Source organism: Pseudomonas zanjanensis, assembly GCF_014268745.2.
In the GTDB taxonomy this organism is placed as follows: domain Bacteria; phylum Pseudomonadota; class Gammaproteobacteria; order Pseudomonadales; family Pseudomonadaceae; genus Aquipseudomonas; species Aquipseudomonas zanjanensis.
Map to the genome: position 1 here is coordinate 1,126,166 of NZ_JABWRB020000001.1, position 16,909 is coordinate 1,143,074.

The following is a 16,909-nucleotide window of genomic DNA, read 5'->3' on the forward strand; positions in this document are numbered from 1 at the left end:
TGTTAGGGGATTTCAGCAGAGGCGGTCGATAACCCGGACCTCGGACGTGTTCTGCATCGACTGCCAGGCCTGGGTCAGCGTTTGCAGCACGCGGCCCATGAAGTCTTTGTCAGCTGCGGCCTTCTTGCCCACGTAGCCCTGGCCACGGCGGTACATCTTCAGCCGGGCGCACAGCTCTTGCGTGTTCTTTTCGAACTCGTCTTCCTGGGTGTAAGGCGACAGGCAGTCCATACGCACCTGGCCAGTCTTGCTGATCCAGAGGATATGGCTGTCGAGTGTGTCCTTGTGTGCGGCGAACATGCGAGCCAGTTCATCAATAGATGGTTGATTATTCAGATTCATGTGTAAGCCCCTTGACCATTTGGTTGATCTGTCTGGTGGTTCGCAAAAAACTTCGCTACTCGGTAAGTGCCTGCCTGCTACCGAAACCAGGCCGTCAGCGTTCGTCCGTCTGACTTCGACGGGGTCGTGCATCGGTTGTGTAGTGTTATCGAAGGGCTGCTACGCAAATGCGCTACAACGAAGAGAAACAGCGAAGAATCTCAGGCAGTGTCAACTTTCGAGGGTCGACCACGCGCGTCATGAGGATCTTCGCTAGCGTTTCTCGTCCTTGTTCCCGGACGGTCATGCCAGGTCAGCACCTTCAATCTGCCTTGTGGGCAGTCCCTTATCCAAAAAACAGCTCGGCGGTCAGACGAGCTTGCTCAAACAGTTGCCTGTACTCCCGATCGGGGAGACGTCTGCATCATGCAAGGGCAAATCGGAGGCGTCAACGGTTTTGTAGTGATTATTTTTGGTCACTACATATTGTCGGACAAAACGGTTTGGGTATGAAAAACGGTTGCGAGTGATCACCTGTGGCGAGGGAGCTTGCTCCCGCTGGGCTGCGTAGCAGCCCTAAAAACCTGTCGGTGCATGAGTCAAATTGACCGAGTCGCCTGCATTGGGGTTGCTGCGCAACCCAGCGGGAGCAAGCTCCCTCGCCACAAAGGCAGCGCTTGGAATCGGCGCTGTTCAAGTGGCCTTGGCCTTGCTCGCCTTGCGCGGTGCACCGCTAGCCTTGCGCTTGGCCGGCTTGCGCTTGTTTTTCCACGGTGTTGCGCCACGCCCGGCGGGGCTGGCCGGGCCGCTGATGGTCAGGCTCATGCCCTGGCAGCGGGCGACGTGCTTGCTCATCCAGGCGGCTTGCCGGGTGACGAATTCTTCCAGGCTCATTTCTCCGCTTTGCACCATGTCCAGGGCTTGTTCCCAGATAGCGGTGGTGCCTGGGTCGGCGATGGCTCGGGGCACGGCGTCGATGAGGCTGAAGGCCGCCGGGGTGGCGGACAGGGCCTTGCCGTTTTTCACCAGGTAACCGCGGTCGAGCAGCCCTTGGATGATCGAGGCCCGGGTCGCTTCGGTGCCGATGCCGGTGGTGTCCTTGAGCTTCTGCTTGAGCAACGGGTCTTCCACCAGCTTGGCGACGTTCTTCATCGCCTTGATCAGGTCGCCTTCGGTGAAGGGCTTGGGTGGCTGGGTCCAGAGGTCCTTGGGTTTCACCTCGTCCACCGCGCAATCGCGACCTTCGGCCAATGCCGGCAGGACCTGCGGCGCCGGTGCTTCACGGCCCTTTGCCTGCGCCAGTGCTTCGGGCAGGGCGCGTTTCCAGCCGGGCTCGACGATCTGCTTGCCCACGGCACGCAGCGCCTGGCCGGCACAGTCGAAGTCGGCCTGGGTCCGGTCGTATTCGTGGTTGGGCAGGAACTGCGCCAGGTAGCGCGCGCGAATCAGCGTATAGACCGCGCGCTGCTTGCCGGCGAGTTTGTCCAGGTTTCTGGCGGCGGCGGTGGGAATAATGCCGTGGTGGGCGCTGACCTTGGCGTCGTTCCAGGCCCGGGACTTGCGCTGCGCCTGCAAATGCTCGCGCAGTGGCGCGAGGCTGGGGTCGGCCTGGGCAAGGGCGGCCAGGATGGCCGGTGCTTCGCTGTGCTGGCTCAAGGGCAGGAAACCGCAATCGCTGCGCGGGTAGGTGATGAGCTTGTAGGTCTCGTAGAGCGACTGGGCGATGTCTAGGGTTTCCTGGGCGCCGAGGCCGAGCTTCTTCGAGCAGACTTCCTGCAGGGTGCCCAGGTCGAAGGGTAACGGCGCCGCTTCGCGCAGGCGCTCGGTACGTACTTTCAGCGTCCGGGCGGTGGCGGCGTTGCTCATGGCCTGGGCGGCATCCCGGGCCAGCGCCTGGTTCAGGCAGCGCTCCTGGTCGTCGCAGGCATCCGGGTCGGCGCGCCACTGGGCGGTAAACGCCGTGCCGTCGTGGCTGAGCTGCACGTCGATGGCCCAATAGGCGACGGGCACGAAGTTGGCGATGCTGCGGTCGCGGTCCACCACCAGTCGCAGCGTCGGTGTCTGCACGCGACCGACCGGCAACACGCCCTGGTAGCCGGACTGGCGCCCCAGTAAGGTGAACAGGCGACTCATGTTCATGCCGATCAGCCAGTCGGCCCGGGAGCGACCCAGGGCCGAGTGATACAGGTTGAAGGTTTCGACCCCCGGCTTGAGGGCGGCCAGGGCCTTGCGGATCGACGCTTCGTCCAGGGCCGACAACCATAACCGCCGGATCGGCCCGCGATAACGGCAATGTTCCACCAGCTCCCGGGCGATCATTTCGCCCTCACGGTCGGCGTCGGTGGCGATCACCAGTTCTTTCGCTTCCCCCAACAGGCGCTTGACCGCCTTGTACTGGCTGGCGGTTTTCGGCTTGACGGTCATTTTCCATTGCGCCGGCACGATGGGCAGGTCGGCCAGGACCCAGCGCTTGTAGCGCGCGTCGTAGGCATCGGGTGGAGCGGTTTCCAGCAGGTGGCCGATGCACCAGGTGACCGTGACGCCAGGGCCCAGCCAGCAACCGTCGCCACGGCGCGTGGCGCCGAGTACGGCGGCGATGTCCTTGGCCTGGGACGGTTTTTCACACAGGTACAGCTGCATAGCGCCCTTTTCCTGAAGCAGATTTCATGGGCTTGTAGCATGGTCATGGATGCGCGCCAGGGCAAGTTTTATCTGTATGGATATACAGATAAAAGCGTTGCGCTGCGTTGCCAAGGGGGCTGGCGTGACATTCGGCGCTCGGTTGGCACGCAGAATGAATTTCTCGAAAGGGTATCGCTCATAACTTCAAGGCGGTTGAAACCGCAAAGCAGGTTTATGAGGTCAAGGAGAGTCACTTTCATGAATTCGATGCCAAATGGCGACGGCCAGGCGACTACACGTTTGATTCTCGTTGTGGAAGATGATCCAACCATTCTGGAGTTTCTCTGTGAAATCCTCGAGGACGAAGGGTTCGTCGTGGAGCCTCGGGAAAGCGCCGATGCGGCGTTGACGTTCCTCGAAGAGAGCGCGCACTACGTCGATCTGTTGCTCACGGACATCACCATGCCCGGCAAGATCGACGGTGCGGAGCTGGCCAACCTCACGGGGGATCGCTGGCCGCAGATCCCGCTGTTGATCATGTCTGGTTTCGAGACGCCGGAAAGCGCTGGGATCAAGCACCACGCGTCGTTCATTGCCAAGCCTTGGGCCTTGGGCCAGATGTTGGACCTGGTGGAGAGCACGGTGAAAAATCACTCGATCAACTGAGTGATTCCGGAGAGGGGGAATGTCCGGGCACGTTTGGGTTGCAAGCGACGGTGCCGTCTATGACAATGCGAGTCATTATCAGTCGCGAATTATTCCATTGCCATGCCCGCCAACGATCTGTCCTTACGCAGTGCTGTCGACGTTCTGTACAGTGATCATCACAGTTGGCTCCAGGGCTGGTTGCGCAAGCGCTTGGGCAATGCCTTCGATGCGGCTGACCTGACCCAGGATACGTTTGTGCGGGTCATCAAGGCGCGCACGGCGCTGGATATCCGCGAGCCGCGCCCGTACCTGTCGATGATCGCCAAAGGGCTGTTGATCGACCTGTTTCGCCGCCGCTCGCTGGAACAATCCTACCTCGAAGCATTGGCCGCCATGCCGCAAGAGCAGCATCCCTCGCTGGAAGAGCAGGCGATCCTGCTCCAGGCCCTGATGGAGATCGATCGTCTGCTCCTGGGATTGGGGCCGCGCGTCAGGCAGGCGTTCATCCTGTCGCAGTTCGATGGCCTGACCTATCCGCAAATTGCCGAGCGCCTGGGCGTCAGCGTCCGCACGGTCAACAATCACATGGCCAAGGCCATGGAGCATTGCTGCCTCATGCAAATTCAATTGCAGCTTTCATGAACCTGCCGCCCGAAGAATTGCAAGCCATCCGTGTGGCGGCACGGTGGTACGCCCGGCTGAATTCCGGGATTACCACTGACGCGGACCGGGCCGATTGGCGCGCCTGGCTGGCTGCCGATCCGTTGCACGGCCAGGCCTGGCAGCGCATGGCCGCGGTGGCCGAGCAAATGGCGAGTGTGCCGGGCGCCCTGGCGGCACCGACCTTGAGCGACACCCACCAGCGCTCCCGCCGCCAAGTGTTGCGCAGCGCCTTGCTGCTGACATCCGCTGGCGGCCTGGGTTGGTTGAGCTGGCGCAGCCAGGCCACGCAGAACCTGCTTTGCGATTACCGCACGGCGGTGGGCGAGCGTCGCGAGTTCCAGTTGGCCGATGGCAGCACGCTCATGCTCAACACCGACACCTCGATCAACGTTCGTTTCGATGGACAGCAGCGGCGCCTGGAACTGTTGCGGGGTGAGGTGCTCGTGACGACGGCGGTCGATCCCCAGCGTCGCCCGTTCAAGGTGGTCACGGGGCCGGCCGAGGTGCTGGCCCTGGGCACGCGTTTCATTGTCCGTAGCCAGGCGCGGGGCGGTGAAGTGGCGGTGCTGGAGAAAGCGGTCGAGGTGAGCCTGCCAGCACGTGGAGCCAGGATGCGCGTCGAGGCCGGCCAGCGCCTGGATTTCAATGAGCGTTCGTTAGGGACGCTGCGCGGCAACGATGTGTCGGTGGGGGCCTGGCAGAAGGGAAGCATTATCGCCATTGACCGTCCCCTGGCGGCGTTGCTGGACGAACTGTCGCGTTACCGTCCCGGCGTGCTGCGTTGGGATCCGGCGATTGGCGACTTGAAAGTGTCCGGTGTATTTCCCGTCGATGACACTGATCTCGCCCTGGCCGCGCTGGAAAGTGGCTTTTCGTTGCGGGTGACCCGCTACAGCCGATTCTGGGTCCAGGTCGCCGGTGGCGATCGGCGCTGATGCTGCGTAATAAAAAAACCAACCCTTGCACTTTTCATCCTCATCGTTCGGCTCTTCCTCAGTGAGTTTTTATTGACCGTTTGGGGGAGGGGAAATATGACGTGGGTGAGTGCGCCAGGCCGTCTGGTGTTTGCAATGAAAATCGGCTTGCTGGCGGTCACGACCGCTGGCGCCACGGCCGTGCATGCCAGCCCGGTTGCAGCGGCTGCGGCGCAGCAGAGTGCGGTGCAGGCCTACGATATCGGCGCCGGCCGCCTGGTGGATGTGCTGACCCGTTTTTCCAGCGCCGCCGGTATTGCCCTTTCGTTTGATGCTCGGCAACTCGAAGGTTTGCAATCGCCCGGCCTGAAAGGTTCTTTCGGCGTGGGCGAGGGCTTTGCCCGCATTCTTGGCGGTAGTGGCTTGCAAGCCGAGCCCCAGGCCAACGGCACGTACGTGCTGCGCCGGCTGCCTGCCAACGGTTCGGCCATGGAACTGGGCGCCACCCGCATCGAGGCACAGCGGCTCGGGGCGACCACCGAGCAGAGCAATTCCTACACGACGGGGGCGGTCACCATCAGCAAGGGCGAGCACTCCCTGCGCGAAACGCCGCAGTCGGTGACGGTGATCACCCGCAAGATGCTCGATGACCAGAACCTCAATACCATCGAACAAGTCATGGAGAAGACGCCTGGCATTACCGTCTACGACTCGACCATGGGCGGCAAGTATTTCTACTCCCGCGGGTTCCGCATGTCTGGCCAGTATCAATACGACGGCGTTCCGCTGGACATGGGCAACAGCTATGTCCAGGCCGACAGTTTCAGCAGCGACATGGCTTATTACGACCGTGTCGAAGTCCTGCGTGGCGCCGCCGGGATGATGAAGGGGGCAGGCGGCACATCCGGCGGCGTCAACTTCGTGCGTAAACGCGGCCAGACCACGGCGCAGACCGAACTCAGCCTGTCCGGTGGCACCTGGGACAACTACCGTGGGCAAGTCGATACCGGTGGCCCGTTGAATGATTCCGGCACCGTGCGGGGCAGGGCGGTGATCGCCGAGCAGAGCCGGCATTATTTCTACGACGATGCCCGGCGCAAGGACCAGATCTACTACGGCGCCCTGGACTTCGACCTGTCGCCCGACACGACGCTCGGCCTTGGCGTTGCCTATGAAGACGTCGACGCAAGCCCCTGCTGGGGCGGGCTGCCGCGCTACCGGGACGGCAGCGACCTGAAACTCAGCCGCTCCACCTGCCTGGACCCGTCGTGGAACACCTGGCGTAGCCAGCGGACCACGGTGTTCGGTGATATCGCCCATCACCTCAATGACGATTGGGCCGTGAAGGTCGCCGGGGTCTATACGAAAAATACCCAGGACATCAAATACGCCTTTGCATCGGGCTCGGTGGCGCCCGGCACCTCGACCACCAACATGCTGGGCAGCATGTACGATTATGACCAGGTCGATTACGGCCTCGATGCCTACCTGGACGGCAAGTTCGACGCCCTGGGGCAACAACATGAGTTGATCGTCGGTTTCAACGCCAGCCGCTCGGACAAGGATGACTTCTTCTCGGTGGCACTGCTGCCGCAGAAGCAGAATGTGTTCGAGCCGGATCGGCATATTCCCGAACCGGACGACAGTTACTTCATCGAAAACTCGACACGCGGTGGGCCGGTCAAGACCCTGACCGAGCAACACGGCATGTATTCGACCCTGCGGCTGAAACTGGCGGACCCGTTGACGTTTGTCGTCGGCAGCCGGGTGAGCTGGTACAGCTCCAAGACCGATTCGGAGTTCCTCACCGGCGGTTCGGAGCACGCCAAGAGCACGGAGACGGGCCAAGTCACGCCGTTTACCGCCGTGTTGCTGGACCTCAACGAGCACCTGACGGCCTATGCCAGCTATTCGGATATCTTCACGCCCCAGGGCAACTATCGCTCCGAAAGCGGCTCGGCACTCAAGCCCCTGGTGGGCGAGAGTTATGAGCTGGGGATCAAGGGCGAGTGGTTCGAGGGACGCCTGAACAGTGCCTTCAACCTGTTCCGCACGGTGCAGAAAGATCAGGCCCAGACGGACTACGCCTCCAGCTGTGCGTCCTCGGACGGTTATTGCTATGAGAACGCCGGCAAGGTGCGCGCCCAGGGTTTCGAAGCCGAGATCAGCGGTGAAGTCATCGAGCGCCTGCAATTGCTGGCCGGCTACACCTACACCCAGACCAAGACCCTCGACGACATTGATACCAGCCTCAACGGCGGCTCTTTCAACAGCTACGTGCCGCGCCATGTGCTGCGCCTGTGGGGCGATTATGCCCTCGGCGGGGCGTTGGAACGGTTCAGTGTCGGCGCCGGGGTCAATGCCCAAAGCGACAACTTCCGTGTATCGCCGGTCAGCGGCGAGAAGATCACCCAGGCCGGTTATGCGGTGTGGAACGGTCGCGTTGGCTACCGCATCGATGACACCTGGTCGGTGGCCCTCAATGGCAACAACCTGTTCGACAAGCGCTACTACACCACCATCGGCACCGAGAGCTTCGGTAACTATTACGGTGAGCCGCGCAACTTCACCATGACGATGAAGGCGCGCTTCTGAGGCGGTGGCGAGGGCGCCAGTGCCCTCGCCACGGTTCTGCCCTCAGTTGGTATCCAGGTCCACGTTCTTGGTTTCCCGCAGGCAGATCATGCCCACCACCAGGCTCACCCCGGTGATCACCACCGGGTACCACAGCCCATAGAAAATATCCCCGGTGTAGACCACCAGGGCAAACGACACGGTGGGCAGGAAACCGCCGAACCAGCCGTTGCCGATGTGGTAGGGCAGGGACATGGAGGTGTAGCGAATGCGGGTCGGGAACAGTTCGACCATCAACGCCGCCAGCGGTCCGTAGCACATCGCCGAGATGATGATCAGCGCGACGATCAAGGCCACGATCATCGGGCGGTTGATCTGCTGCGCATCGGCCTGTTGCGGGTAGCCGGCCAGGGTCACCGCACCGCGCAGGGCCGCCTCGTCGTAGCCTTCGAGTTTCACGTCACCGAAGCTGATCTGCACCGTGCTGCCGACCGGGGCCGCGACGCTGCTGTAGGGCAGGCCTTGCTTGACCAGGAAGGTCTTGACCTTGTCGCAAGGGCTGTCGAAACGCGCCTTGCCCACCGGGTCGAACTGGAAGGTGCAGGTGGCCGGATCGGCGATCACGGTGATGGGTGCCTGGCGGCTCGCCAGGTCGATGGCCGGGTTGGCGTAGTGGGCCAAGGTCTTGAAGATCGGGAAGTACAGGGCCGTCGCCAGCAGCAGGCCGATCATCAGCACCGGTTTGCGCCCGACCTTGTCCGACAGCCAGCCGAAAAAGATGAAGAACGGTGCGCCGATCACCACGCTGACAATCAGCAGGCTATTGGCGAGGGCCGGGTCCATCTTGAGGAATTGGGTGAGGAAAAACAGCACATAGAATTGCGCGGCGTAGAAGGTCACCGCTTGCCCGGCGTTGATGCTGAACAGGGCGATCAGCACCACCTTGAGGTTTTCCCATTTGCCGAAGGATTCGCGGATCGGCGCCTTGCAGCACTTGCCTTCTTCTTTCATTTTCAGGAAGGCCGGCGACTCATGTAGGCTCAGGCGAATCCAGGTGGAGATGCCCAGCAGCAGGATCGACAGCAGGAAAGGAATGCGCCAGCCCCAGACTTCGAACTGGTCGCCAGTGAAGTAGCGGCAGCCCAAAACCACCAGCAGCGACAGCAGCAACCCGAGGGTGGCCGTGGACTGAATCCAACTGGTATGAAAACCGCGCTTGCCCATTGGCGCGTGCTCGGCGACATAAGTTGCCGCCCCTCCATACTCACCGCCCAGGGCCAGGCCCTGGAGCATGCGCAACACCACCAGGATGATCGGCGCGGCGATGCCGATGCTGGCGTAGTTGGGCAGCAGGCCGACGCAGAACGTCGCCAGGCCCATGAGCACGATGGTGGCCAGGAACGTGTACTTGCGCCCGATCATGTCTCCCAACCGACCGAACACCAGGGCCCCGAACGGCCGCACGATGAAACCGGCGGCGAAGGCCATCAGGGCGAAAATGAACGCGGTGGTGTCGTTGACCCCGGCAAAGAACTGCTTGCTGATCACCGCCGCCAGGGCGCCGTAGAGGAAAAAGTCGTACCACTCGAACACCGTCCCCAGGGACGAGGCGAAGATGACTTTCTGGGTTTCCTGGCTGGTGCCGGCGCTGCGCGTGGCTTCCAGGGGCTGAACATGCTCGGACATAGCGGTATCCCTCACAGTGATTGTTTTTGTTGTTCCACTGCGACGCCGAATGGGGCGTCTCCTGATTTGACACGTTCCTTTTGCTTGCACATTTCCCTGTGGGAGCGGGCTTGCTCGCGAAGGCGGTGTGTCAGCTAACGATGATGTCGACTGGCACACCGCCTTCGCGAGCAAGCCCGCTCCCACAGGGGGATTCGGTGGTTTTTCAGACCGTGGCAGGCTCCTTTTGCGGCGTCGTGATTCGGGTGTCTGCCTCAAGCATCATCTGCGCCGCCTTCTCGGCAATCATCAGCGTCGGCGAGCAGGTATTGCCCGAGGTGATGCGGGGCATAATCGAGGCATCGGCGATGCGCAGGCCCTTGATGCCCTGCACGCGCAGTTGCGCATCCACCACGGCATCGCCGTCCTGGCCCATGCGGCATGTGCCGACCGGGTGGAAAATCGTCGTGCCGATGCGGGCGGCGGCCTGGTGCAGTTCCTCTTCGGTCTGCAGGCTGGGGCCCGGCAGGTATTCCACCGGTTTGAACGCGCTCAGGGCCGGTGCCGCGACGATGCGTCGGGTCAGGCGGATGGCGTCGGCGGCGACTCGCAAGTCTTCGGGGTGACTCAGGTAATTGGGCTGGATCAGCGGCGCCTCGTGTGGGTCGGCCGAACGAATGTCCACCCGGCCACGGCTTTGCGGGCGCAGGTCGCAGACCGACGCGGTGAACGCCGGGAAGCTGTGCAGCGGTTCGCCGAAGCGTTCCAGGGACAGCGGTTGCACGTGGTATTCGAGGTTGGCCGAACTCTGCTCCGGGCCCGAGCGGGCGAACGCGCCGAGTTGACTGGGGGCCATGGACAGCGGGCCGCTGCGGTCGTACAGATAGCGCAGGCCCATGCCCATCTTGCCCCACAGGCTCCCGGCGATCTGGTTCAGGGTGCGGGCGTTTTCCAACTGGTAGATCAGCCGCAGTTGCAGGTGGTCCTGCAAGTTGCCGCCGACACCGGGCAACTCATGGGTCACGCCGATGCCCAGGCGTTGCAGCAAGCTGCGCGGGCCGATCCCGGAGCGTTGCAGGATCCCCGGCGAACCCACGGCGCCGGCGCACAGGACGATTTCCTTGCGGGCCTTGAAGGTCATGCCTTTGCCTTGCCAGCGAGCGCTGACGGCATGGGCGCGGTCGTCACGCAGCAACACCCGGTCGACCTCGACGTCGGTCAATACGGTGAGGTTGGCGCGCTGGCGAATCGGCTTGAGAAACGCCTTGGCCGCGTTCCAGCGCACCCCGGCTTTCTGATTGACCTGGAAATAGCCACAGCCTTCATTGTCGCCGCTGTTGAAATCGTCGACGTTGGGAATGCCGCTCTGCTCGGCGGCGCTGCGGAAGGCATCGAGAATCGGCCATGACAGGCGCTGGCGTTCGACCCGCCACTCGCCGCCGTCGCCGTGGAATTCAGACGCGCCTGCAAAGTGGTTTTCGCTCTGGCGGAACAGCGGCAGGACGTCTTTCCAGGCCCAGCCGGGATTGCCTGCGGCGGCCCAGTCGTCGTAATCGGCAGCCTGGCCGCGCATGTAGATCATGCCGTTGATGGAGGAGCAACCGCCCAGGACCTTGCCGCGCGGGTAGCTCAGGGCGCGGCCTTGCAGGCCCGGTTGCGCTTCGGTCTTGAAGCACCAGTCGGTGCGAGGGTTGCCGATGCAGAACAAGTAGCCGACCGGAATGTGAATCCACGGATAATTGTCGCGCCCACCGGCTTCGAGCAGCAGGACCCGGTGTTGCGGGTTGGCCGAAAGCCGATTGGCCAGCAAGCACCCGGCAGGGCCGGCGCCCACGATCACGTAATCGTATTCATCGACGACAGGTTGCATTCGCGACCTCATTCTTGTTGTTGTGGGAGCCATCCTAGTTGTTAGTTTTCGTCAAAAGAATGTTAGTTTTTGCGCAGCCGCTGTGCGTTTATAAACAGTCCCGCCTTCAGGCGCGTTCAAGGATCGCCCCATGTTCGACTGGAATGACCTGCGCTATTTCCTGGAGCTGCAACGCAGCGGGCGTTTGTTGACGGCTGCCCGACGGCTGAACACCACCCACGCCACGGTGGCCCGGCACATCGAGGCCATCGAGAAAAGCCTCGGCACTGCGCTGTTCGTCCAGCATGCCCAGGGCTATGAACTGACCCCGGCCGGCGAGACATTGCTCAAGCACGCCGAAGCCATGGAGAACGTGGCGTTGCTGGCCCAGGAGGACATCACCCAGTCCAGCGCACCCCTGGGCAAGATCCGCCTGGGAGTGACCGAAGGGCTGGGCATCATGTTCCTGGCTAGTCGCATGGACGGGCTGTTCCAGCGCTACCCAGGGCTGGAGGTGGAGCTGGTGGCGGTGCCGCGCTTTGTCAGCATCCTCAACCGTGAGGCGGAAATCAGCATCCACCTCGAACGCCCGGCGGCCGACCTGTTGGTGACCCGCAAACTCACCGACTACAGCCTGGCGCTGTACGCCAGCCAGGCCTACCTGGATCGCTCGCCAGCACTGCGCAGCCGCGAGGACCTGGGCCGCCATGCCTGGATCGGTTATGTCGACGATCTGCTGTTCAGCCAGGAACTGATGTTCCTCAACAGTTTTTGCCGCAACCCTCGGGTGGTGTTTCACAGCACCAGCGTTATCGCCCAGCAACAGGCCGCGCGCTCGGGCCTGGGGATCGCCGTGTTGCCGTGCTACATGGCCAGCGGCGACCCGACGCTGGTGCCGCTGCTGCCGGACGAAACCATCCGCCGCAGCTACTGGATCAGCACCCGTCGCGAACTGCACAAATCCGTACGCCTGCGGGTGTTGTGGGATTACGTGGTGCAGTTGTGCGAGCGCGAGCAGGGGTTGTTGTTGCCCTGAGCACGCAATATCCCTGTGGCGAGCCTCTATGTGGAACAAGGCTCTGTGGAGGCAAGGTTCTGTGGGCTCTGTGGGAGCAAGGCTTGCCCGCGATGAAGAACACACGGTCTATCTGGAACCGAGTCGCCTGCTTCGCGGGCAAGCCTTGCTCCCACAGAACCCATAGAGCCCACAGAGCCCACAGAGCCCACAGATGAATCCCCTCGCCACAAAGGTCGTTGGTGCCCCGGCAACTGGCCGCCCAAGCCCCCTTTTCTGGCCCCCAATGACCTCAGCCGACGCGCTGGCGTGCCTTAGTGTTGACCCACAACAAGAAAAGCGCAGCCAAGAGGGGCCCTATGTTGGCAATCACGCCTTCAACCTTGCTTCACTCCGCCGTCATCGTGCTGCTCGGCAGCCTGCTCGCCGGCTGCGGCGAAGAGCCCAAGCCCCCCGCGCCGACGGTGTTCACGGCCATGCCCAGCGATGCAGCACTGGCCCAGGTCTACGACAGCAGCTGCAAACTCTGCCACGCCAACCCCGGCGCCGGCGCGCCGTTGACCGGCGATACGAACGCCTGGGCCCCGCGGGTCGCACAGGGCGCCGAGACCCTGCTGGACCACGCGATCAACGGCTACAACGGCATGCCGCCGATGGGCCTGTGCATGCACTGTTCCGAAGAGCAGTTCCTGGCCCTGATCGCCTTCATGTCCGGCCAACACTTCCAATAATAAATACGGGTACTTTCGGCATGACGATGGACTACTCACGGCGTCGGTTGCTGCAGCAGGCCGGCGTTGTCGCCGCCTTTACCGCACTGGGCAGCCAGGGCGCCCTGGCCGAGCTGATGCGCGCGCCTCGCTTGATCCCGTGGCGCAACTGGTCCGGTGCGCAGAGTTGCCTGCCGGCGGCGCGCCTGGCCCCCAAGGACCTCGACGAACTGGTGCAGGTGGTGCGCCGCGCCGAAGGGCGGATTCGGCCGGTGGGTTCCGGGCATTCCTTCAGCGCCCTGGTGCCCACCGACGGCACCTTGTTGTCGCTGAGTTTTTTCAGTGGCCTGCTGGACCACGACGGCGCCAGCCTGCAAGCCGAGTTCGGCGGCGGCACGCCCATGTCCCGCATGGGCCCGGCGCTCAAGGCCATCGGCCAGGCACTGCCGAACATGGCCGACGTCGATTACCAGACCTTGGCCGGTGCCATCGCCACCTCGACCCATGGCACTGGCAAGGCCTTTGGCTCATACGCCTCCCAAGTGGTCGGCCTGCAACTGGTGACGGCCAGCGGCGAGGTCCTCGATTGCGATGCCCAGCGTCATCCCGAGGTGTTCCAGGCCGGCCGGGTGTCCCTTGGCGCGCTGGGGCTGGTGACCCGCGTGCGGTTACAAAACCGCGCGGCCTATCGCTTGCGCGAGCACCAGTGGGTGGCGAAAACCGAGGAGTTGCTCGAGGACGTGCACACCAACATCCGGGACAACCAGCACTGGGAAATGCAAGTCGTCACCCATTCCGACTATGCGCTGTCGATCACCCTGAACGAAACCACCGATCCGGCCACGCCGCCGATCAGTCCCGAGGAGGAGGGCGGCAACGAGTTCGTCTCCCTGATCGAAAACCTCGACAAGTACGGTAGCGATTTTCCAGCGATCCGGCGCGCGTTGCTCAACAGCCTGCGGCTGGTGGCCGATTTCGATGACCGCGTCGGTGATTCCCATGACATCTACGCCAACGCCCGCACCGTGCGTTTCAACGAGATGGAATATTCGGTCCCGGCCGAACACGGCCCGGCGTGCCTGCGGGAAATCCTCGCGCTGATCCGCGACAAGGACCTGCGCACCTGGTTTCCCATCGAATACCGCTACGTGAAGGCCGACGACATTGCCTTGAGCATGTTCGAAGGCCGGGACAGTTGCTCAATCTCCGTGCACCAGCATTACCAGATGGACCATCACAATTTCTTCGCCGCCATCGAGCCGATCTTCTGGAAATACCAGGGCCGTCCGCATTGGGGGAAGCTGCACTCGCTGAACGCCAAGGCACTCCAGGCGTTGTACCCGCGCTGGACTGAATTCACCCAGGTGCGCCAGGTATTGGACCCTGGCGGCAAGTTTCTCAATGGGCATCTTGCATCGATTCTGGGGGTGGGCTGAGGTTTCAAATGGCTGGTTAGCTGGTTAGCTGATTCTGTCAGGCACAAACCTTGTGGCGAGGGAGCTTGCTCCCGCTGGGCTGCGCAGCAGCCCCAAATCGGATAACCCATTTTTCCAGCTAGACCACCTTAGCCGGCTTACGACGGCTACGCCGCCGAGCGGGAGCAAGCTCCCTCGCCACAAAAGTCCTAAAAGCCCAACAGCCAAAAAAGCCCTCTAGAACGCAAACGGAATACTGATCTTGGCCCAGAGCATTTCGCCTTCGGTGCGGTTCTCCACTTCGAACTCCTTGGCCCAGCGGATCTCGGCGCTGGCGTACTTGAGGAAGGTCAGGTGCAGCGCCGGGCCGATGGCGAAGACCTGGCCGCGGACCCCGTCGTCCACATCCTGACCGGCGAATTGCACGGTGCGGCCGTACTGTTTGTCGTCGGTGGTCTGCTTGAGGTAGTAGCCGTTGAGCCCCAGCCTCAGGTTGTCGGTCACGCGGTAGCTGGCGGAATAGTCGAAGTGGAAAATCTGCCCGGAACGGTAGTCGGTGTCCTTGTTCTTGCGGTTGAAGCTGTAGGTGGTCTTCATCGACACCTCTGTGTCTTCCGTGGGCAACCAGGTGAAGGAAAACAGCGGCTTGTAGGTGTAGAAATTGTTGCTGGTGTTGGCCAGTCGATCGGTGCTGTATTCGCCGGTGGGTACGGTGATTTCCACCGCCGCGGCCAAGGTCAGGTGCTTGCCCATGTCCCAAAGCACAATGGGTGAAATAGTCGTGTCGCCCATGCCTTCACGGGTGTCATGCAGGCCGAACACCGAGACTTCCTGCTTGAGCCAGGGCTGGGCGATGTAGATCCCCGCGCGTCCACCGGCCACTCGCAACGGGCTCAGGTAATCGATACGTGGGACCACTGCCGTGGATTCGATTTCGACGTCCGGCACTTCGCCGCCCAACGAACTGATGTTGAATTTCCGGGCCTTGTAATGGTTGTAGTAGAGGTTGAACGCGACCATGTGGTCGGGAAGGCTGTCGACTTCCAGCGGCAACACGAAAAAGCCATCGGTGCCAGGGCCGATGTTGTCGACCCCCGATTCGGTGGCCAAGGCGGGCAGGGCTGCGCCGCAGGCCAGGCCGAGGGTCAATTGCAAGGCGAATGTCGTGCGGGTCGGGTTCATGTGGGGGGCTCATTATTATTGTTGGAAATGCACCGGAGGTCCGAGTCATACAAATAAGCCGTTCGCCGCCGACAGGGCAGGGTATTGGCGGCCAGACAGGGGACTTGGGCGGCCAGATTTTTCTACCCCTCTATCCAGCGGCTCATGCTAACTTTATGAAATAACCGGTTACAAAAACGCCACCTAACGTGCTCCGGAACCCGCCCCATGCAGATGAAAGTCATCGACCCCACCTATGAATTGGCGCTGGTATCGCCATTTTTGCTGCAAACGTTGGCCGAGGTGGTGGCGGACAAGGGCTTCGATGCCGCCAGCCTGTGTCGCGGCCTGGGGTTCAGCCTCGATGACCTGCAAGATCCTGCCCAGCGCATTTCCTATCGCCAGGCCGTGGTCATGATCCAACGGGCACTCAAGCTGTTGCCTGACCAGGGGCTGGGGTTATGGGTGGGTGATCGCAACGTGCTCGGCACCCTCGGCCTGCTGGGGCACGTCTTGTCGCTGTGCGAAACCCTGCGCGATGCCTTCGCCCTCGGGGTTCGTTACCAGCACACCACCGGCGGCATCGCCGTGACCCGTGTCGAAGAGGCCACTGACCGGATCATGGTCGAGGCCACTTGCCGCCTGCCTTTTGCCGAGATCCAGGTGTTTGCCGTGGAAGAGTTCTTCGCCAGCCTGATGGTCTACGGCCGGGCGCTGGCGGGTCCCGATTTCAAGCCCCAGGCCGTGGAATTCATGCATGCCGCGCCGTCCTATGCCCAGGCGTACCAGCGGATCCTGGGGCCTGACGTGCGCTTCGGTTGCCGGCACAACCGCATGCTGATCGACGTGCGCTGGCTGGACATGCGTTTGCCCAATCACCACCCGCTGGCGCTGCGCCAGGCATTGGCCTTGCTCGAGCAGGAGGCCTGCGAGGTCCACCAGAAGATCGACCTGATCCAGACCGTGGAACGGGCGATTGCCCGGGACCTGACCCGGGGCAGCCACATCGAGAAAATCGCCAGCGACCTCAACATGAGCAGCCGCACCCTACGTCGGCGCCTGACCGAACACAGCCTGACCTTCGAGACCTTGCTCGAACAGGTGCGCCGCGGCCGCACCCTGAACCTGCTGGCCAACCCCGAGCTGTCCATCGAGCGCATCACCGAAGAGGTCGGCTACAGCGATGTGCGCAGCTTCCGCCGGGCGTTCCGGCGCTGGACCGGCATGAGCCCCAGCGCGTTTCGCAATGAGAGCGCCGACGCTCGGCTCTAAGGATATGTCCACACGGTATTTCTCAAGTCCCGTGGGCTTTCCCTAAATGAACAGAGACAGGCCGAACAACCAGGGTTTTT

The 16,909-nt window shown here is 62.4% G+C and carries 13 protein-coding genes; 8 read left to right on the forward strand and 5 right to left on the reverse strand.

Translation table 11 applies throughout. The features are described from left to right. Window positions 1-12 precede the first annotated feature (12 nt). The gene (locus HU715_RS05160) at window positions 13-342 is read right to left on the reverse strand and encodes a hypothetical protein (protein WP_186710489.1); all 330 of its coding nucleotides are present in this window, start codon (window positions 340-342) and stop codon (window positions 13-15) included. A gap of 672 nt (window positions 343-1,014) precedes the next feature. Beyond that, window positions 1,015-2,961, reverse strand: coding sequence for a DNA topoisomerase III (locus tag HU715_RS05165; protein ID WP_186710487.1), 1,947 nt, complete (start codon window positions 2,959-2,961; stop codon window positions 1,015-1,017). 240 nt (window positions 2,962-3,201) lie between these two features. Between HU715_RS05165 and HU715_RS05170 the strand changes: the two genes are divergently transcribed. The 4 genes from HU715_RS05170 (at window position 3,202) to HU715_RS05185 (ending at window position 7,763) form a co-directional block, all read left to right on the forward strand. After that, on the forward strand, window positions 3,202-3,609 hold the full coding sequence (locus tag HU715_RS05170; RefSeq protein WP_186710484.1) for a response regulator: 408 nt from the start codon (window positions 3,202-3,204) through the stop codon (window positions 3,607-3,609). Between the two features lie 102 nt (window positions 3,610-3,711). After that, window positions 3,712-4,233 (forward strand): sigma-70 family RNA polymerase sigma factor, encoded by a 522-nt coding sequence (locus HU715_RS05175; RefSeq protein ID WP_053184044.1) that lies wholly within the window; start codon window positions 3,712-3,714, stop codon window positions 4,231-4,233. After that, window positions 4,230-5,189 (forward strand): FecR domain-containing protein, encoded by a 960-nt coding sequence (locus HU715_RS05180; protein ID WP_186710483.1) that lies wholly within the window; start codon window positions 4,230-4,232, stop codon window positions 5,187-5,189. Before HU715_RS05175 ends, HU715_RS05180 begins: the two co-directional genes overlap by 4 nt. A gap of 96 nt (window positions 5,190-5,285) precedes the next feature. Next, a complete protein-coding gene (locus HU715_RS05185; protein WP_186710476.1) occupies window positions 5,286-7,763 on the forward strand; it encodes a TonB-dependent siderophore receptor in 2,478 nt (825 codons plus the stop codon). Between the two features lie 42 nt (window positions 7,764-7,805). On the opposite strand, the gene HU715_RS05190 is transcribed toward HU715_RS05185, so the two are convergent. Both HU715_RS05190 and HU715_RS05195 read right to left on the reverse strand, forming a co-directional pair. Beyond that, window positions 7,806-9,428, reverse strand: a complete 1,623-nt coding sequence (locus HU715_RS05190; protein ID WP_186710475.1) for an MFS transporter — start codon at window positions 9,426-9,428, stop codon at window positions 7,806-7,808. A 205-nt stretch (window positions 9,429-9,633) separates the two neighbouring features. Further along, the gene (locus HU715_RS05195) at window positions 9,634-11,277 is read right to left on the reverse strand and encodes a GMC family oxidoreductase (protein ID WP_186710587.1); all 1,644 of its coding nucleotides are present in this window, start codon (window positions 11,275-11,277) and stop codon (window positions 9,634-9,636) included. Between the two features lie 130 nt (window positions 11,278-11,407). Between HU715_RS05195 and HU715_RS05200 the strand changes: the two genes are divergently transcribed. From HU715_RS05200 to HU715_RS05210, 3 genes are all read left to right on the forward strand, one after another. Then, window positions 11,408-12,292, forward strand: a complete 885-nt coding sequence (locus HU715_RS05200; protein ID WP_186710588.1) for a LysR family transcriptional regulator — start codon at window positions 11,408-11,410, stop codon at window positions 12,290-12,292. 338 nt (window positions 12,293-12,630) lie between these two features. Continuing rightward, window positions 12,631-13,002, forward strand: a complete 372-nt coding sequence (locus HU715_RS05205) for a c-type cytochrome (RefSeq protein ID WP_186710590.1) — start codon at window positions 12,631-12,633, stop codon at window positions 13,000-13,002. A 116-nt stretch (window positions 13,003-13,118) separates the two neighbouring features. Continuing rightward, a complete protein-coding gene (locus HU715_RS05210) occupies window positions 13,119-14,417 on the forward strand; it encodes a D-arabinono-1,4-lactone oxidase (protein ID WP_186710624.1) in 1,299 nt (432 codons plus the stop codon). A 216-nt stretch (window positions 14,418-14,633) separates the two neighbouring features. Here the strand turns inward: HU715_RS05210 and HU715_RS05215 are convergent, their stop codons facing one another. Then, window positions 14,634-15,578: a SphA family protein gene (locus tag HU715_RS05215; protein ID WP_186710591.1), complete on the reverse strand. Its 945-nt coding sequence runs from the start codon at window positions 15,576-15,578 to the stop codon at window positions 14,634-14,636. Window positions 15,579-15,785: 207 nt separating this feature from the next. On the opposite strand from HU715_RS05215, the gene HU715_RS05220 reads away from it, so the two are divergent. Beyond that, window positions 15,786-16,829: an AraC family transcriptional regulator gene (locus HU715_RS05220; RefSeq protein WP_186710592.1), complete on the forward strand. Its 1,044-nt coding sequence runs from the start codon at window positions 15,786-15,788 to the stop codon at window positions 16,827-16,829. The last annotated feature ends 80 nt before the right edge of the window (window positions 16,830-16,909 follow it).

Bases quoted from the DNA above. Each gene is read 5' to 3' on its own strand.
- HU715_RS05160 (WP_186710489.1), bottom strand. From the start codon at position 342: ATGAATCTGAATAATCAACCATCTATTGATGAACTGGCTCGCATGTTC.
- HU715_RS05165 (WP_186710487.1), bottom strand. From the start codon at position 2,961: ATGCAGCTGTACCTGTGTGAAAAACCGTCCCAGGCCAAGGACATCGCC.
- HU715_RS05170 (WP_186710484.1), top strand. From the start codon at position 3,202: ATGAATTCGATGCCAAATGGCGACGGCCAGGCGACTACACGTTTGATT.
- HU715_RS05175 (WP_053184044.1), top strand. From the start codon at position 3,712: ATGCCCGCCAACGATCTGTCCTTACGCAGTGCTGTCGACGTTCTGTAC.
- HU715_RS05180 (WP_186710483.1), top strand. From the start codon at position 4,230: ATGAACCTGCCGCCCGAAGAATTGCAAGCCATCCGTGTGGCGGCACGG.
- HU715_RS05185 (WP_186710476.1), top strand. From the start codon at position 5,286: ATGACGTGGGTGAGTGCGCCAGGCCGTCTGGTGTTTGCAATGAAAATC.
- HU715_RS05190 (WP_186710475.1), bottom strand. From the start codon at position 9,428: ATGTCCGAGCATGTTCAGCCCCTGGAAGCCACGCGCAGCGCCGGCACC.
- HU715_RS05195 (WP_186710587.1), bottom strand. From the start codon at position 11,277: ATGCAACCTGTCGTCGATGAATACGATTACGTGATCGTGGGCGCCGGC.
- HU715_RS05200 (WP_186710588.1), top strand. From the start codon at position 11,408: ATGTTCGACTGGAATGACCTGCGCTATTTCCTGGAGCTGCAACGCAGC.
- HU715_RS05205 (WP_186710590.1), top strand. From the start codon at position 12,631: ATGTTGGCAATCACGCCTTCAACCTTGCTTCACTCCGCCGTCATCGTG.
- HU715_RS05210 (WP_186710624.1), top strand. From the start codon at position 13,119: ATGCGCGCGCCTCGCTTGATCCCGTGGCGCAACTGGTCCGGTGCGCAG.
- HU715_RS05215 (WP_186710591.1), bottom strand. From the start codon at position 15,578: ATGAACCCGACCCGCACGACATTCGCCTTGCAATTGACCCTCGGCCTG.
- HU715_RS05220 (WP_186710592.1), top strand. From the start codon at position 15,786: ATGCAGATGAAAGTCATCGACCCCACCTATGAATTGGCGCTGGTATCG.